This window comes from Halomonas sp. AOP7-B1-5 (assembly GCF_052353045.1).
In the GTDB taxonomy this organism is placed as follows: Bacteria; Pseudomonadota; Gammaproteobacteria; order Pseudomonadales; family Halomonadaceae; genus Vreelandella; species Vreelandella colorata.
In genome coordinates, this window is record NZ_JBQTDC010000030.1 from 1 (window position 1) to 15,656 (window position 15,656).

The 15,656-nt window shown below is 55.5% G+C and carries 13 protein-coding genes; 1 reads left to right on the forward strand and 12 read right to left on the reverse strand.

Annotated elements, in window-relative coordinates; translation table 11 throughout:
* Positions 1-220: 220 nt before the first annotated feature.
* The 12 genes from ACT3XD_RS14260 to ACT3XD_RS14315 all read right to left on the reverse strand — a co-directional run bounded on the left by ACT3XD_RS14260 (position 221) and on the right by ACT3XD_RS14315 (position 14,362).
* Positions 221-622, reverse strand: coding sequence for a hypothetical protein (locus ACT3XD_RS14260; RefSeq protein WP_192539082.1), 402 nt, complete (start codon positions 620-622; stop codon positions 221-223).
* Between the two features lie 343 nt (positions 623-965).
* On the reverse strand, positions 966-1,700 hold the full coding sequence (locus ACT3XD_RS14265; RefSeq protein WP_192539083.1) for a hypothetical protein: 735 nt from the start codon (positions 1,698-1,700) through the stop codon (positions 966-968).
* A 10-nt stretch (positions 1,701-1,710) separates the two neighbouring features.
* Positions 1,711-5,004 carry a T6SS effector BTH_I2691 family protein gene (locus ACT3XD_RS14270; RefSeq protein WP_192539084.1) on the reverse strand — a complete coding sequence of 1,098 codons (3,294 nt, stop codon included), beginning with the start codon at positions 5,002-5,004 and terminating at the stop codon, positions 1,711-1,713.
* Positions 4,997-5,971, reverse strand: a complete 975-nt coding sequence (locus ACT3XD_RS14275) for a DUF4123 domain-containing protein (RefSeq protein WP_192539085.1) — start codon at positions 5,969-5,971, stop codon at positions 4,997-4,999. The genes ACT3XD_RS14270 and ACT3XD_RS14275 overlap by 8 nt, the downstream gene beginning before the upstream one ends.
* Positions 5,972-8,050, reverse strand: a complete 2,079-nt coding sequence (locus ACT3XD_RS14280; RefSeq protein ID WP_192539086.1) for a type VI secretion system Vgr family protein — start codon at positions 8,048-8,050, stop codon at positions 5,972-5,974.
* Positions 8,051-8,211: 161 nt separating this feature from the next.
* The gene (locus ACT3XD_RS14285; RefSeq protein ID WP_192539087.1) at positions 8,212-8,643 is read right to left on the reverse strand and encodes a bifunctional adenosylcobinamide kinase/adenosylcobinamide-phosphate guanylyltransferase; all 432 of its coding nucleotides are present in this window, start codon (positions 8,641-8,643) and stop codon (positions 8,212-8,214) included.
* The gene (locus ACT3XD_RS14290; protein WP_192539088.1) at positions 8,595-9,248 is read right to left on the reverse strand and encodes a histidine phosphatase family protein; all 654 of its coding nucleotides are present in this window, start codon (positions 9,246-9,248) and stop codon (positions 8,595-8,597) included. The genes ACT3XD_RS14285 and ACT3XD_RS14290 overlap by 49 nt, the downstream gene beginning before the upstream one ends.
* Positions 9,185-9,955, reverse strand: a complete 771-nt coding sequence (locus ACT3XD_RS14295) for an adenosylcobinamide-GDP ribazoletransferase (RefSeq protein ID WP_192539106.1) — start codon at positions 9,953-9,955, stop codon at positions 9,185-9,187. Before ACT3XD_RS14295 ends, ACT3XD_RS14290 begins: the two co-directional genes overlap by 64 nt.
* Positions 9,952-10,488 carry a bifunctional adenosylcobinamide kinase/adenosylcobinamide-phosphate guanylyltransferase gene (locus ACT3XD_RS14300; protein ID WP_192539089.1) on the reverse strand — a complete coding sequence of 179 codons (537 nt, stop codon included), beginning with the start codon at positions 10,486-10,488 and terminating at the stop codon, positions 9,952-9,954. The genes ACT3XD_RS14295 and ACT3XD_RS14300 overlap by 4 nt, the downstream gene beginning before the upstream one ends.
* A 278-nt stretch (positions 10,489-10,766) precedes the next feature.
* A complete protein-coding gene (cbiB, locus tag ACT3XD_RS14305) occupies positions 10,767-11,729 on the reverse strand; it encodes an adenosylcobinamide-phosphate synthase CbiB (RefSeq protein WP_192539090.1) in 963 nt (320 codons plus the stop codon).
* 5 nt (positions 11,730-11,734) lie between these two features.
* The gene (gene cobT / locus ACT3XD_RS14310; protein ID WP_192539107.1) at positions 11,735-12,781 is read right to left on the reverse strand and encodes a nicotinate-nucleotide--dimethylbenzimidazole phosphoribosyltransferase; all 1,047 of its coding nucleotides are present in this window, start codon (positions 12,779-12,781) and stop codon (positions 11,735-11,737) included.
* A 111-nt stretch (positions 12,782-12,892) separates the two neighbouring features.
* Entirely contained in the window at positions 12,893-14,362 is a 1,470-nt protein-coding gene (locus ACT3XD_RS14315) for an efflux transporter outer membrane subunit (RefSeq protein WP_192539091.1), read from the reverse strand.
* A gap of 232 nt (positions 14,363-14,594) precedes the next feature.
* On the opposite strand from ACT3XD_RS14315, the gene ACT3XD_RS14320 reads away from it, so the two are divergent.
* Positions 14,595-15,650, forward strand: a complete 1,056-nt coding sequence (locus ACT3XD_RS14320; RefSeq protein ID WP_192539092.1) for an efflux RND transporter periplasmic adaptor subunit — start codon at positions 14,595-14,597, stop codon at positions 15,648-15,650.
* Positions 15,651-15,656: the final 6 nt, after the last annotated feature.

The window sequence follows — 15,656 nt, forward strand, 5'->3', positions numbered from 1 at the left end:
ATCAGTAGGCAGGGGTAAGGGGCTTAAACAGTATTGCTCCCCCCCGGCACGGCTTTCCCGTTCGCCAGCGCGCATGGGGGGCAGCGCTTTGTTGGGGCTGGTTTTAAACATTCGATTTACATTCAATCACTTTAGGAGCAATACCTTTTCTGGAGCCATGCTGCCATTCATTACTGAGGTTACGTTGTCCCCATTGTTGATTGCATCGTTGGCATGTCTGTTATGAGGCTTGATTCAAGCCAATCGTCAGGTCAGGCTGATTATCAAACAGCATCTTCAACAGAGAGAAAATAACCAGTCCGACCGGCATATAAAGCATAAAACCGAGCCCGCCGAAATAAAGGGATACGATAAGCCCTCCTATAGCGTAGGGCACCATAAAAACGAACATTGCTTTACCGAATCGCTCTTTCTTCTTCATTAAAGCTGCCAGAAGACCCTCTTCTTCTGCTCCAATCAGCAGCTCGCTTCCACAGTTTGGGCAAGTGGTCGTTTTGGATTCTAAAAGATTAGTGATCCATTGCGATTCTTCACTGAAGCAAGAAGCACATGAGGGGCACTTAAAATCAATATTTTCGATTAAGACTTTTTCCTGTTGATCACTTACTACTTTTTCGCTCACTTCTTTACTCTCCAATACTGGTGTATCGATATAGCGTTATGGAACGCGCTGACTGTAGTGTTAGCTTCTGTAATCCCCTCATTTTAGAGGGCTTCAAAAGTAGAGCTCAGGCCACAGCGGCCAGTTTCTGTCGAGGGGATTACTGGATTACCAAACGTTGAGCCTCGGTTATTGGTAGCTCATTACCTGCGTCACTTGGGACGGTAAAACCATAAGAGTGCCAACGCTGGCCCTGCTGCTCCTAATACATTGCCCAAAATGCTGCAGCGACTCCATGAAGTAGTTTTCGAAAACGGCACGGCCGGTAGGGTAGGTTCGTGTTGCATCAGCAACCAAATCAGCATCACCGCAAATGAAACTTCTCTTCTACTACTTCAACATCTGGCAATTTGGCTTTAAAGAAGTTTAAAACTTCTTCTCGCTCGCCCTTTTTGCAATAGACCCTCATAATACCTTTAGGCATTATTTCACCCTCATCAGAGTCATACCATGGGATATTCAATCCAATAACATCTCGTTTAGGATAAAGATAGATTTTATTGGTGTCTGGCCAATAAAACGAACGATGATTACTACTATCCTGCTTTGCCTGTTGCGATCCCGCCTGCAGAGCCATGAGTCCCATTCCCAAGGGGCCGATACCTGCAATTATCAAGGCTGGCTCAAACAATGCCAACACGCCCACCACGGGTAGCAAAATAATCGCGGACCACTTCAGAAATGCCTTGCCCGATACCTCTCGCGGCTCCCATGAATGCACCTCCACTAACGTTTCAGTAAAACGATAGACAAAGATGGTCGTATAATGAGTAATAAATAGGGAAAGTGATATTGTAAACAAAAAAAACACTGCTCCTAGCAATAGCGGGAGTAAAAGTCCTTCACTACCAATAGAACCAATATTGAAACCAAAAAAACCCGTTCCAAGACTAACCAGCACCATTGGAATTAAAATAAAATTCATGCCAGAAGTGTTATAATTACGGGCTTTAATCTGCCAACTCATTACGGCATTTTCATTCGTATACCTCCAGGGCATTTCGGCAATGAAGTCCTGCTTGGGCTGAATAAACCACATATCAGTATCCTTACTCTTCTGGGGTTAGGGGAACCGTCAGGGCAAAGCGGGTAGGCGCGCGGATACCCCGAGTTTCCTCACCATTGGGTTCGATCTCTTTTTTGCCTGCGGCAGCATCAGGCTTGTAAAAGGTGAAACGTAAGCGATCTTCGCCTGGTGAGAGCAGCGTTTCGCTATACTCTACCGTAAGGGTAAAAGACTCACTTTTTTCTTGTTCACTGGCCGGTATCCAGGCCTGCCACACTCGCACATCTTCCGTGTTATATTCTGAGCCGGTAGTAAGCACGACTCCCTGTTCGCCTGGTTGATGAGGACTGCGCTTGAAGCTATCGCCAGGCGCCCAAAATCCATCTCGGCCGATCTCTGAGATGCTGACGGTATCCCCCGCTAAAGAAGCAGGGAAGGAGATTTGTAACCAGTAGCCATAATAAGTAGTACTCATCTCGCCTGGACTGTTATTAGACGCATGAGACAGATCAAATGTCGTACGACTTACTTGCGTCAATTTGATAGAAGGTCGTAGCAGCGTTTCCATCAAAGCGCGCCATTCGTTATTCTGGCCCTCATCAGACTCATCCCATTTATGTTCACCTCTTCCCCAAACACTGGTATAGAGCCATAAGCGCGCCCCTTCACGGTGAAACCGGGCAGCAAAATGCGAGGCGACAAGGTGTATGACCCCTGCCGCAAACAGAATGCCAGAGACCCATCCGCCCAATATCCATGCGAAAGCATACGATCTAGCCATGGTGGCGCCAACAATTTGAGCAGTGGCTGTAACGGTCATAGCACCGCTTGCAGCCATTTTAAATCCAAGTGCTACGCGCTCACTAGTACTGGTAGCGTCTCCATAATCACTATAGCTACTCCACGTATCCAACCCTGCGGAGATAGCCCCGATAGCCGACAAGCCCGCTACGCGCGTGGCCAATTTACCCGCCAGGCGTGCCGCTTGATGCCGCCCTTCGCCTACCCATTCAGTAATACCGGCCTTTGCTACAGCTGTCATACCCCCTGACAACTTAAATTGCTGCGTAGCATGCTTGTTCCAAAACGGCATGACCCATAGGCTCATGGTGGCGCCAGCGGCAAAACCAGCGTTAGCCACCAGGTTCCTCGCTTCCGCGGCATCGACACCCTCTACATTGGCGGTACGTGCCGCTTCCTTGAAGTTATAGAGGTTCAATCCGGCAATCAAAAGCGGCATTCCTCCCCCCATTCGCTCAATGAAACCGACCATATAACGTCGAGCCGCGTTTGCACCATCCGTGAATCTTAAACGCTCTATTGTGCGCTGTTCGTATAAGCCAACAGTTGCAAGATTATTCGCGCGAACCTGATTGCCAGACTTATCAAGATCGAGGGAATTGTCTGCAGCAGCGACGCGGTTAGGCTTTTCGAAGGCATGCACGTGGCGTTGTTGCTCTAATCGATTAGCTCGATTGGTATTTTTTTGTTTGTTTGCGTCATTAATTTGTGCAGTTATCCGCCAAGAGGTGTCATACCATTCACGAAGTTTGATCTCGTATTCAAGATCGAGCACCAGTCTTGATGAGGCTAAATCCGGGTGAGTAAGAACGACCATAACAGGATGCCATAGTGCTTTAGCTGTTTTTTCTAACGACACCTGCCCGCCGGCACCCAAGGACGCTAGAAAGTGATAAGAAATACTTTCCCACACTTTTTGCGTAGGCCCTCTTACCCCTTCGCGTAAGGTATCAAAAGCCTCTCGTACATGCGGCGCCAAGGCTTTGTAGATGGCATGATTTTGCACCTGTTCATACTTGAGAATACCCCGGAACGCCTCGGTGCGTTCCGCCACGCTCGAAGCGCTAACTCCATTGTCGGCGGGCTCTCCATCTTCAGTGCCCTGCTCAATAAAGTGTTGTGCTATGGTTTCAAGGGCATCAGTCAGAGCAGGATCAAAATTACCCATTGCGAAGCCAATTAACGAATCACGTGCCTGGTATGTCGTGTTCAACCACTCCCGGCCGGTCTGCGTTGCCCCAACAGCTTCCATTGCCATACAACCGCATTCATGAATGGCTTGGTTCTGGTTGGCATCAACCGTATCGAAACAGAGTTCTTGAGCAGACAATGGCAAACGTTCCAACCAGATAGTCAGGTCGGCCAGGCTGTTTTCGATATGAGTTTGCAAACGCTCTAGCTGTGGCTGATGACGATGGATATAGTCAATGGCTTCTTCATAATGCACGTCATCACGCAAGAGGCTTGTAGCGTTCAAAACATCAGGATCAGGCGGTTCAATACCTAATGCTTCTAACTCATCATAAATGTCTATGACTCGCTGCTCACGGCTTTCTGTACTATAAGTATCACCGGATAAAACCTGCTTCAAATCTTCCGTGAGTTGTCGTGCCCGAGCTGTTTTAGCGGGATCATCTCGGACATCGTCTGGAATATTGTCGTCATCCAGATAATCACAAAGCGTTTGTAAAACGGATGCAATCTGTAGCTTATGCCCATGCTCATCCAGAAACGCTTCCAACTCCATCTCGCGCCCGGCTAGCGCCATGTGCAGGTCATTGACAATTCCCAAGTCATCATCGATTGCTACGAAAATGGATTCATCTTGGTTAGCGATACCAGCGAGAACGCTGTCCTGCGTAATCTCGGGTTTGACTTCCATATGACGATATACGCTTTCATCCCCATTAACAGACGGGCTATCCGAAACAGTCTCCTCCCTTTCCACGGTCGAGACCGTGGTACTGGTAAACCCATCCACCGCGCCATCGGTCGTAATATCCGCCACGTGTTCGGCAAGCTGCGTGATCGGCGCGGCGTGGGCGGAGAATGATGCGCTGGTGGTTGTATTAACCGCCGCACTTAAATTGACGGAGCGCATGATACGTTGACGAACATCCGCGTTCTCCAGCACATATTCGCGAATGCGCTCGGTCCACTTCACAGAAGAGTACGCCAGGGCGATGGAGATACCGGTGGAGTAGGTGAGATGGGGATCACCATTGAATGTGGCACCCTCTATAAGGTACTCAGCAATACGCGTCTCCCCTTCCTCGCTTACCCAGACGTACAGCCAGCCATCCCGCAATTGCCGCAGTGTGTAATCACGGGTATCGATCTCGGGATAGCCAGGCCCCTGCCACTCTTCCGCAATCGGATGCGGCGCGGGTGCCCCTGCCTCGGCGGGTGCCTCATCAATGGCATAGCGTACGGGAAAAATATCGATGTCGAGTAACAGCGGGCAGACACCGCCTCCCATGGGCGTTTCATCAAAGGCGGCATCGCGCGATTGCGCATGAGCATCCGTGTTAGCCATGAGCGGCCTCATTATTGATAGGTGGTGTTTGGGTCGCGACGGTGTGATGGGAAGTAGAGGGAACACTATCCGCGGCGGGCGTGCGGCTCCAGCGATCCATGGCATACAGCTGCTCTTGCGCCGAGAGATGGGCGCCGCCAGCGGCGTGTTCTCGCCAGTGCTGGTAAAGCCCATCACTGGCGATACTAAAGTCATTCCCCCAGTGCAAGCTGAGGTCCACCCAGATAGCCAGCTGGCGGTGCGTATTGGCGCCCCAGGCCTTGGCCTGTGCCAATTGTGCATCCAGCCACTGCCCCCGGTACTGAGCAGGCAGGGCGTGCCAGGCGGTACGTGCATGTTCATTAAAGTAGTCGGTCAGGCGCTCTTTCAGCTGCCAGTGAGCGACTGCCTCCAATGCGTCGTATTGCGCGTGTGCCATGGGTAGAAAATCGGGCGCCTGGGCGCTGTTGGAGACTACACGGGCATTTCCCGAAGACGAATCGTCGCTCCGTTGAAACGCCTGCCATGAGAACGTTCGTTGCTCGCGCCAGTTGGGGGACCAGTGGGCGACCCACCAGGTAGTGATAGGCCCCATCAGGGAAGGGAGCAGCGCCCCGGCGTAACTTTCCAACCATAAGCGCGTGACCAGCGGATCAGCAAAACGCAGCAGTTGCTCCTGGCCAGCCGCGCCTTTGAAGGTAATAAATCGGCGAAAATGGCGGCTAAGCTGCCCTGTATCCGCTTGGCTATTGATAAACGAGAGAGCCCGATACAGCGTGTTGTCTTGACTATCATTGGCTTCACTGAGCAAACCTTGTCGCTTGAGTTTGACCACAATGGGGCCATGCTCGGCCAGATCGCTCCAGCGGGTAGCGAGGTAAAGCGGCTCGATCTCTTCGACATCGTCACGGCGATACAAGCGTTTCAGGGCATCGGGATACCGCACGCCATCGATCAGTGCGTGCGTCGCGGTAGAGAAAGTCCGCATTTAGCGTTCCCCTTGTTGATCGCTGGGCGCTTCACAAATATCGCAGTAGGCGGGGGCTTTCAGCAGTGACTTGAGCTGCGCGGCATGGTGAATCGGCGTCAACACCGGCGAATGCCCAATCGCCTCAACCCGATCATGATCCTTGCCCTCCAACATCGGCGGACGTTTAGGAGGCTGGGCCGCTTGCCCCGTCCCGTTTCCTGGACTACCCCCCGCGTTGATCTTGACCTGAGGCCCCACGATGGTGACCCCGCTGGCGTCGAGTTTCATGAAAGTGCCGCCGACGTTCAGGGTGATCTCGGCACCGGCGTCGATGACTACTTTCATACCCGCCTTGTGGTGTACCTCCTGCCCGGCTTCGACCAGATGGGCCTGGCCGAGTTTCTGGTGCTGGGTGGTGTCGACGATGTGGTGGTCATTGTTTTTGATATGCGTATGGCGCTTGCCGTGCACCGTTTCATGATCGTCGTTGTCGATCTCGCTGATACGGTCGTTGTGGACCTTGAGGTGGCTGTCGCGCTTAATCTCTTCAGTGCGATCATTCAGCGTCAAAAGCTCCAGGTCTTTCTGGGCGTGTAGCCAGATCTGCTCCTCACCCGCTTCATCTTCGAAGCGCAGTTCGTTAAAACCTTCTGCCTTGTGGCTCTGGGTGCGGATGACCGTGCGGGTCTTGTGTTCCGGCAGCGCATAGGGCGGCTGGTTGACGGCGTGATAGGTGCGCCCGGTCACCAGCGGCTGGTCCGGGTCAGCTTCTAAAAATGAAACGATCACCTCGTGGCCGATGCGCGGAATGGCCATGGCCCCGTAGCCACCGCCCGCCCAGTCCTGGGCTACCCGCACCCAGCAGCTGGCGGTTTCATCCGGATCGGCGTAGCGGTCCCAGGGGAACTGCACCTTCACCCGGCCGTGCTCGTCGCAGTGAATCTCTTCACCTTCCGGCCCCACCACGAAGGCGACCTGAGGGCCATCCACGCGGGGCTTGGGGTTGGGCGTCGCTCGCCAGGGTGTGTCGCCAGGAATGAGCGTGACCTGATTGAAATATCGCGTCATGCCGTTCGCGTCGAAATGGCCGACGCTATCCTCTTCAAGCGCCTGGGGCTGTTCGCCGTGGTGGAGGATTTCGATGGGCTGCCAGTCGCGGTTGAGGCTTTCGGTATCGTGGTCGGCCAGCGTGAAACGCAGCCCCGGCGCGAGTTCTGGCAGGTCGCTTTCTGCCTGGGCAGTGAGCGCTTCACGGCGCAGATGTTCTACACGTATGCGCGTAAACGGCTTGCCCGAGGCGTCTTCTTTATAGCGGCCAGGGTAATCGAAATGTTCGTAGTCGCTGCGCTGGCCGTGCTGTTCAACGTCGCGGCCCACGTGTTCGTGCAACTGGGCATAAGCCGGGTTCTTGAAGGTGTAATCTTTCAACGTGGCGGAAGCCGCCGCTACGCGAGCGGTCTGGCGAAGCTTTCGCACATGGCGAATCGGCGCGGTGCCTCCGGCGCGGCTGTGGTAGGTACGCTGCCCTACGTGGCCAAGCAGGCGCGGGTCGTCGGCAAATACCAGCCGATGGGCGCCTTCTTCAAAAGTATGGTAGTAAAACAGCCCTTCTTCCGCCGCCAGGCGCTCGATAAAAGCGAGGTCTGTTTCGCGATACTGTACGCAGTACTCTCGCTCTAACGGTTCGCGGATCACGTTAAAAACCACGTCATTAATGCCCCGTTCACTACACAGGGTATTGATGATGGAGAGTGGGTCCACTTTTTGAAAAATACGCGAGTTCTGGCGTAGCGAAAGGCGCCATAGCGAAGGGCTAAGCCTGACAGAGTAGAATGTGCGCCGGTGACCACGGTCGGCTAGAATAAACTCACTGATCATGCCGTTTACGTAGCGTAGCGGCTTGCTATCTTGCCAGATAGTGAGTGTGGCGGGTTGGTCAAGTAATTCGGTTGCGCTTAAGCGGCTATCGCGACTGGCAAAATTTAGCCCCAGCTCAAACGGTTGAGAAAGCGCTTCTCGGTAGGCAAAATCGATGACGGCGGCATCATCAACGCCGGGTAGCTTTAAGGTGAATTGTAGGCCAGTGCCGTCTGCCATCGTGCCGCTCCTTGGACCGAGACTCAAAAATGAGAAACAATCAGGGTAACGGCATTAGTCTAAAGGGCAACCCATTCACGACACGAAGCGCCAATGTCTTACAAGCAAGTAAGATATTTCTTACAAAAAACTAAAAGATTTGAATTTATAAATACATAGCATTACTTATCTAACGCCTGCACCAAGCCATGGCGCACATACCAAACGTGTTCGGCACGCTCAGCGGCGTCCTGGCAAAACCAGCCGTTCAAATCGCGTAAGCGGCGCTGCTGGCGCTCCATGGGCACTATGCCGCGCCCGACCTCTTTAACGATCATCACCAGGGTAACGTGGTTCGCTTGCGCGGACTGCTGAAGCTCGTTTAGATCATCGCACCATTGCGCGCGCCAATCGTCGCTACCTACATCCGATTCAATGGTCGCCGTTAGCCAACCCAGTACGCCGTGCACTACCAGCGGCGTGCCGGGTAGCATTATACCTACACATTCGCGTAACCGCTGGCCGGGTGACAGCCGCCACCATACGGCACTTGGAAAGCGCTTTTTTACAACACTTCGCTTACCGGAACAGGCACCACCGATGAACACTTGCATAGCCACTCTCCTTGCCCATTAACGTCCGGTTGATACGTCAACTCCCAGCGTCGTCCCTGGGCTTGAAGTACGGTACCCTCCCAAAAATCGATGGTTTCAAAACGTCGGCGCAGCTCGCGAATAACCCCACCGTGGGTCACGGCGAGAACTTTGCGATATCCGTTTGCCAGGGCATCCGCTGCCACATCGGCAAGCCATAGATCCAGGCGTTCACGTAACTGTGCCGCTGACTCCCCGCCGGGGATCTGCAGCTCGCCTACGCTATCGATCCAGGCGCGATAATGCGGCAGGTCTTTTAACTCGTCGTATACTTTGCCTTCATACTCGCCAAAGTGCAGCTCACGCAGGCGAGGTTCCAAGCTTAGCGGTACGCCCGGTTTGGCCGCTTGCACCCACTCAAGGGTTTGCTGGCAGCGATGAAGATCGCTTGAGTAGATCGCGTCAAACTGCTCATCGGCCAACCCTGCACGTAGTGCTAAAAGCCCTTCTTCGGCTTCGGGAAAGAGCAGCGGGATATCACGCTGCCCCTGATAGCGGCGCTCTACATTCCAGGCGGTGATGCCATGGCGAACCACCACCAGCTCCACATTAATCCCATCAGCCATAGTTCCACTCCTTCAATCGTAGCGCCCACCATATCACCGTTAATACCCTGAAACAGTTTTACCAGCGCCCACCGGCAGCCGCCCACTAGTACGCCAGTGGCGATCAGCATTGCAATGATGCCTGGGTAAAAAAGTGCCAGTGCCAGCAAAGGCACTAGCGAAAGCCATACGTCATGCACGCCAAGCGATTGCTTCCAGGCCCAAGCCAGCCCCTTTGACTGCGCACAGGGCGTTAATATCAACAGCGCTGCGCCGCCCCAACGGCCCAGGGCAGGTAAAACGATCAGCCACCACAGCGGCGCGTTATAGCTCAGTAGCGCCCACAGCAACACGCCCTTCCAGGCTAACAAGAAAAGCAGCGCTAATATGCCGAAGCTGCCAATCTGAGGGTCTTTCATGATTTCCCAGCGGCGCGCCAGCGGCTGATTGCTGCCCAGCGCGTCGGCTAAATCCATTACCCCATCAAGGTGTAAGCCACCGCTCAAGCCTACCCACAGGCTGAGTAACGCAAGCGCCGTAATCGGCGCGGGTGCGTTATGCATTAATAGCGCCAGCAGCGCCAATAGGCAGCCCAGAAAAAGTCCAACAAGGGGATAGGCACGGATGGCCCAACGGCGGGTTTCAGAGTTCCACGGGCAGGCAATGGGTAGCGGCAACCGGGTTAAAAACTGAAGCGCCAGAACGCATCCATAAAGCGCACTCTTCAGCATGCGGTTGCCTTGGGCTTCCATTCGATGACACGGCCTGCGACTACTTCAAGCACTGAGTCAGCCTCAGCGGCAAGCCAACAATGCAGCGACTGCAAAAAGGCCACATAGCGCCAGGTTTCCGGGTCACGAGCGGGTAAGTCTTCGTTAATGTCATTGGACACCACCACCAGCTGTAATCCACGAGCCCGCGCATCACGTATGCTTTTTGCTAAAAGCATCTTGCCTTGGGATTCGGTTAGCTCACTGGCGTACAGAATCTGGCTTGCCCAGAGCGTCAAGCAGTCCAGCAATACGGCGGCACCGTCAGGTACCTGCGCAATTGCCTGGTCAATGGCCAGTGGTGCCTCAAGCGTGATCCAGCGGGCATCCCGAGCGCATTGATGGCGTACTGCACGGGCGGCCATTTCAGCATCATAAATCTCGGCGGTGGCTATGTAGTAGCAGCTACCCCCGCTGGCAGCCTGTTTTACGTGCAGCTCGGCCACCTCGCTTTTTCCGGAGCGTGCACCGCCACTAACAAACACAATCATTCAGCACCGTTAATAGTCAATGGTTTACACCTGTATCACACAGCGCAATACGCACCCGGCCACTGCTTAAACCGGAAACACGATGGGGATGGCGAATAAGCATGCCGTTGCGCAACCGCCGTTCAAAAATACGTTACTGGCAAGCCCACGCTTTCGCAAAGCATTATTAGGCTCTGCTCGAAAAAAGTGCACTATAACGCGTCGCCAATAGGTATGAAGAGATTTCGCCGCCCCCCTGCGCTTGTGATACGCGGCGGTTTATCACTCACACATAATATTCACACTGCATGCATCAGCAATATCCATATCCACATCAGCCCCAGGAACAGCAGCCAAGCCATATGCATTAGCGCAATGGTGATATTAATATGCGTTACGTTAAGCGGCTCTAAAGGTTCGCCGAGCGGCGCGCGGCGCGAGACAATTCCCTGATAGGTGTTAATACCGCCCAGCTGCACACCCAGTAGCCGAGCCACCATGGCTTCCGGCCAACCGGCATTGGGGCTTGGATGGCGCGGCGCTTCATGGCAGGTAGCACGCAGCGCGCCCCGCCAATGCAGCGGCTTGTTTGTTACCGCAGTCAATACAATGCCAGCCACCCAAAGGCAACCCGCCGTTAATCGAGCGGGCAGCCAGTTAGCGATGTCGTCTAGCTTGGCCGAAGCAAAGCCGAAGTTTTCATAGCGCTCGTTACGATACCCGACCATTGAGTCAAGCGTATTAATCGCTTTATAAGCCAGCGCTAAAGGCGCGCCACCCAGCATGGCAAAAAACAGCGGTGCGGTGATGCCATCCACCGTGTTTTCCGCTACGGTTTCCACCGTTCCGCGGGTAATTTCCGATTCATCAAGCTTTGCCGTGTCGCGCCCCACTATCATGGAAAGCGCCTGGCGCGCGCCTGGCAAATCGCCTCGCATAAGCGGTGCTGCCACGGCACGCCCCGCATCCGCCAACCCTTTAATGGCAAGGGTAGTGGCCAGCAGCCAAAGCTCTGCGGCCAACCCAAGCCAGGGATGAATGGCTGTCAACAGCGCAAGCACCACACAGCTTATTCCCCATACGCTTATCACTACCGTTGCGGTGAGTAGAAAGCCCCGCCGCTTTCGCTGGGTGGGCGTGCCCTGGTTCCAGCGCTTTTCCAAAAAGCTGATCATGCTGCCGATGACAACGACGGGATGCGGTAACGAGCGTGGATCGCCTATGAGTAAATCCAAGCCAATGGCGAGCGTGATAAGCAGCATAAGGATCACGGCGCTTTGTCCGCGATACCTGCTGAGGTGAATGTCGCCATCTCAGCCATCATGGCGGTGGCGGCCTGAAGCAACGGGAAGGCGAGTGCAGCGCCACTGCCCTCGCCCAGGCGCATGCCCAAAGCAAGCAGCGGGGTTGCTTCAAGCGCGCCTAACGCCACCCCGTGGCCCGGCTCTTCTGAACGATGGCCGAACACCAGATAGCCACGCACCGCAGGGCAAAGACGGCAAGCAGTGAGTGCCGCCACCGTGGCAATAAAGCCATCCACCACGGCAGGTAGGCGGTACGCGGCAGCGGCCAGGTAAGCGCCCGCCATGGCGGCAATTTCAAGCCCGCCCAACGCGGCCAATACGCTTAACGGCTCATCAGCTTGGTATACGCGCGCTGCTAATGCGCGCTGAATGACATCGACTTTATGCGTTTGCTGCTGGCTATCAAGCCCCGTGCCCGCACCCACTACCTGCGCGACCGGCGTGCCGGTGAAGGCCGCCAGCATGGCGCTGCTGGCGGTGGTATTGGCAATGCCCATTTCGCCTACAATCACACTGCGACAGCCGGCTTTTTGCGCACGCGCTACGGCATTAATGCCCACCTCAATCGCAGCCTCGGCTTGCTCGGGAAGCATGGCGTTTTCGATCGCGATATTTCCCGAGGCGCGGCGTATCTTATCAACGACCACACCAGGGGCCTCAACATCGCTGACCACCCCCACATCCACCACCTCCAAGTGCGCATTGATCTGGCGCGCAAACACGTTGATGGCTGCCCCACCATTGGCAAAGTTAGCTACCATTTGCGCCGTAACGGCTTGAGGAAATGCCGAGACGCCTTCAGCGGCGACTCCATGGTCAGCGGCAAATACAATCACGGCGGGTGGTGTTATAGAAGGCGCAAGCTCACCGCTGATTTCGCTAAGTTGAATAGCCAATTGCTCCAGCATCCCCAAGCTTCCCGGTGGTTTGGTAAGCGTGTCCAGATAAGCCCGCGCCCTGTCGCCAGCAGCGCAATCAGCAGGTTGTATCTGGGCAATAAGGGAATGCATGGCAGGCTCCAGGGCAGGATAAAGGTCAACCGCGACGAAAGGCGCAAATAGTATCAAAACTTGCGCCATGGCGGGTGGCTCTTTCACTGAGGCAAGCCATGCGAAGGGCGGTTAGATCGTCTCTTCTCCGGCGGTTGAGGTGCTTTCCTTCCAGCCCCCACCCAGCGCCTTGAACAGCGTGGCCACGGCGGTCAAGCGCTCGCTTTGCACCTCTGCGCGATCAAGCTTGGCTGAGAGCAGCGAGCGTTCGGCATCCAGACGTTCGAGCATGCTGGTCTGGCCCTGGTCGTGCATCAGCACCGCCAGATCGCGGGCGCGCGAGACCGCGGCAAGCTGCGCGTCCACGGCTTCGACACGCTGATCGGTCAGTTCGAAGTTGTTCAATGCATCGCGCACTTCGTTAAAAGCGGTGAGTACGGTCAGCCGGTACTGGGCATCGGCCTGTTCCACTTGGGATCGCGAAATCTCCACATTGGCGCGGCTGCGGCCGAAATCCAGTAGCGGGCCGACAATCGATGCCCCCAAACCCCAGGCGCTCGCGTTGTCGGTGAACAGGTCGCTGGTATCAGCGGCCACGCTGGCAATGGAGGCGTTGAGGTTGATCGAGGGAAGCCGGGCGGCTTCAGCCACGCCTACCCCGGCATTGGCAGCGATCAGCGTGGCCTCGGCAGCACGAATGTCCGGACGGCGCTGAATCAGTTCCGAGGGCAGAAGGCGCGGTAGCCGCTGGGGTTCGGCAATTTCCACCAGATGCGTATCGCCGTAATCGAGCTCGCTCATCAGTTCACGTGGGGTGAGCCCCACCAGAATCGCCAGCGCCCCTTTCAGGGTTTCCACCTGCTGTTTCACTTGGGGAAGCTCGGTACGCACGCCTCGCCACTCGGCCTCGGCCTGACGAAAAGCAAGCTCGCTGATATCGCCCACGTCATAACGCAGCTTCTGCAGGCGGTAGGTTTCTTCGTAGGTGGCTTCGGTCTGCTCCAGAATATCCTGCTGGTACTGGGCGCTCTTGAGGTCAAAATAGGTGGTGACCACATCGGCAATCACCCCGATTTCGGCGGCGTCCCGGGCAAACAGACTTTCGCTGAACGTGGCCAGCGCCGCTTCGCGCTGACGGGCAAGCCGCCCCCACAGGTCAAACTCGTACTCAAGGCTTCCCGCCAGAGAAAACTGATTACTGGTCGAGGTGATCAGATCCTGCACCGGCTCGATGTCGATCGGAATGGAGGCACCGGGCGTGCGCTCGCGGTTGGCCTCCAACTGATACCCAACGCTTGGAAACCGTTCGGCATCGGCAAAGCCGAGCTGGGCGCGCGCCTCCTGAATTCGTGCCAGTTGAACGGCAAGCTCCAGATTATCCTGGGTGGCGCGCTCCACAAGCGCGGTGAGCGCCGGGTCATCGAATTGGCGCCACCAGTTGCGCCAATCCATGCGCTCGGTTTGGCTAAGCTCGATATGCTCAGGCCAGGTTTCAGGTAGCTCGAGTTCTGGCGCCTGGTAGTCCGGCCCCACCGCACAACCACTGAGAAGTAGCGCCAGCGCGATGCCCGTCCAACGGTTTTTTGTGCATCCCTTCTTCATTAATTCTCCTTGCTTTTTATTGGCTTACCTGTGCGCCTTTATTGATTTCGCTTAAGTGTTACTCTCAATTAAAAATTTAAACGACTGTTCGCCTTTTTTCAGCCACCTACTATATTTCCAGCCACTAACTAGATTTTCTAGCCGCCAACTGGATTTTCAGCCACAAACTATAGTAGGTGGCTGACGTAATAACACCATTGGGACATGTTAACCGCTTGCAGGGAGGCAGCGCATGAAGCCGGTTTTTTTAGGGATCTTTTTACTTATTGCACCGTTGATAATGGCCGGCTGCGGTGACGACGAAGAGCGGCAAGAGCGCCCCGCACAGGTAGTCAAGCTAGTAGAGGCAAGCCAGCAAGCGGTTTACCCTGGACGCCGTTTCGTGGGCCGGGTCGATGCACGAAGCACGGTGAACTACGCCTTTCAGGTCGGCGGACGGATCACCGAATTTCCCGCCGTACAGGGGGCGGTAATACCCCAGGGTGAGCTGATCGCCCAATTGGACCAGACCGACTACGCACTACAGGTGCGCGCCGCTGAAGCCGAGTATGAGCAGGCCCGGCGCAACCTGAACCGCCAGCGCAACCTACGCGCTCAGGGGGCGGTTTCCCAGGCAGCGCTCGATGCCGCCATTGCCGAGGCCGAACGCGCCGAAACCCAGCTCGACAGCGCTCGCCAGGAACTCGCCTACACCACGCTTCACGCCCCGTTTGATGCGCTGATCGCCCGGCGTCTGGTCGAGAAATACACCACTGTCCCACCCAACACCGAAGTCGTGCGCATTCAGGACGTTTCAGAACTGCGCATTCGCTTCAATGTGCCCCAGGCATTGATGCAGCACCTGGAGAACGGCCGACACTTCAGCGCCGAGGCGGAGATTGCCACCCTCCCAGGCCAGCGCATTCCGCTTGAGTACCGCGAGCACGTCACCGAGCCCGATGACGTTGCCCAGACGTTCGAGGTCGCGTTCGCTCCGGCGGGTAATGGCATTATTGCCCTGCCCGGCACTACCGCCACGGTCTACATCCAACCGGAAGCACAGATCGATAGCCCTTTGATCACCCTGCCCAGCAGCGCCCTGGATAACGACGCTGAGGGCGAGTTTCGGGTATGGGTGTTTGATCCAGACGAAGGCACGGTGGCCCCGCAGCGCGTCAACGTGGGCGAAATGGTCGATGATCAGGTGATGATTACCGCAGGCCTTGAGGCTGGCTCGAGAGTGGTGGCCACCGGCGTTCATCTGCTGCGCGATGGCATGCAGGTCAAACCGCTCGACGCCGCGCTTTAAGGGGGC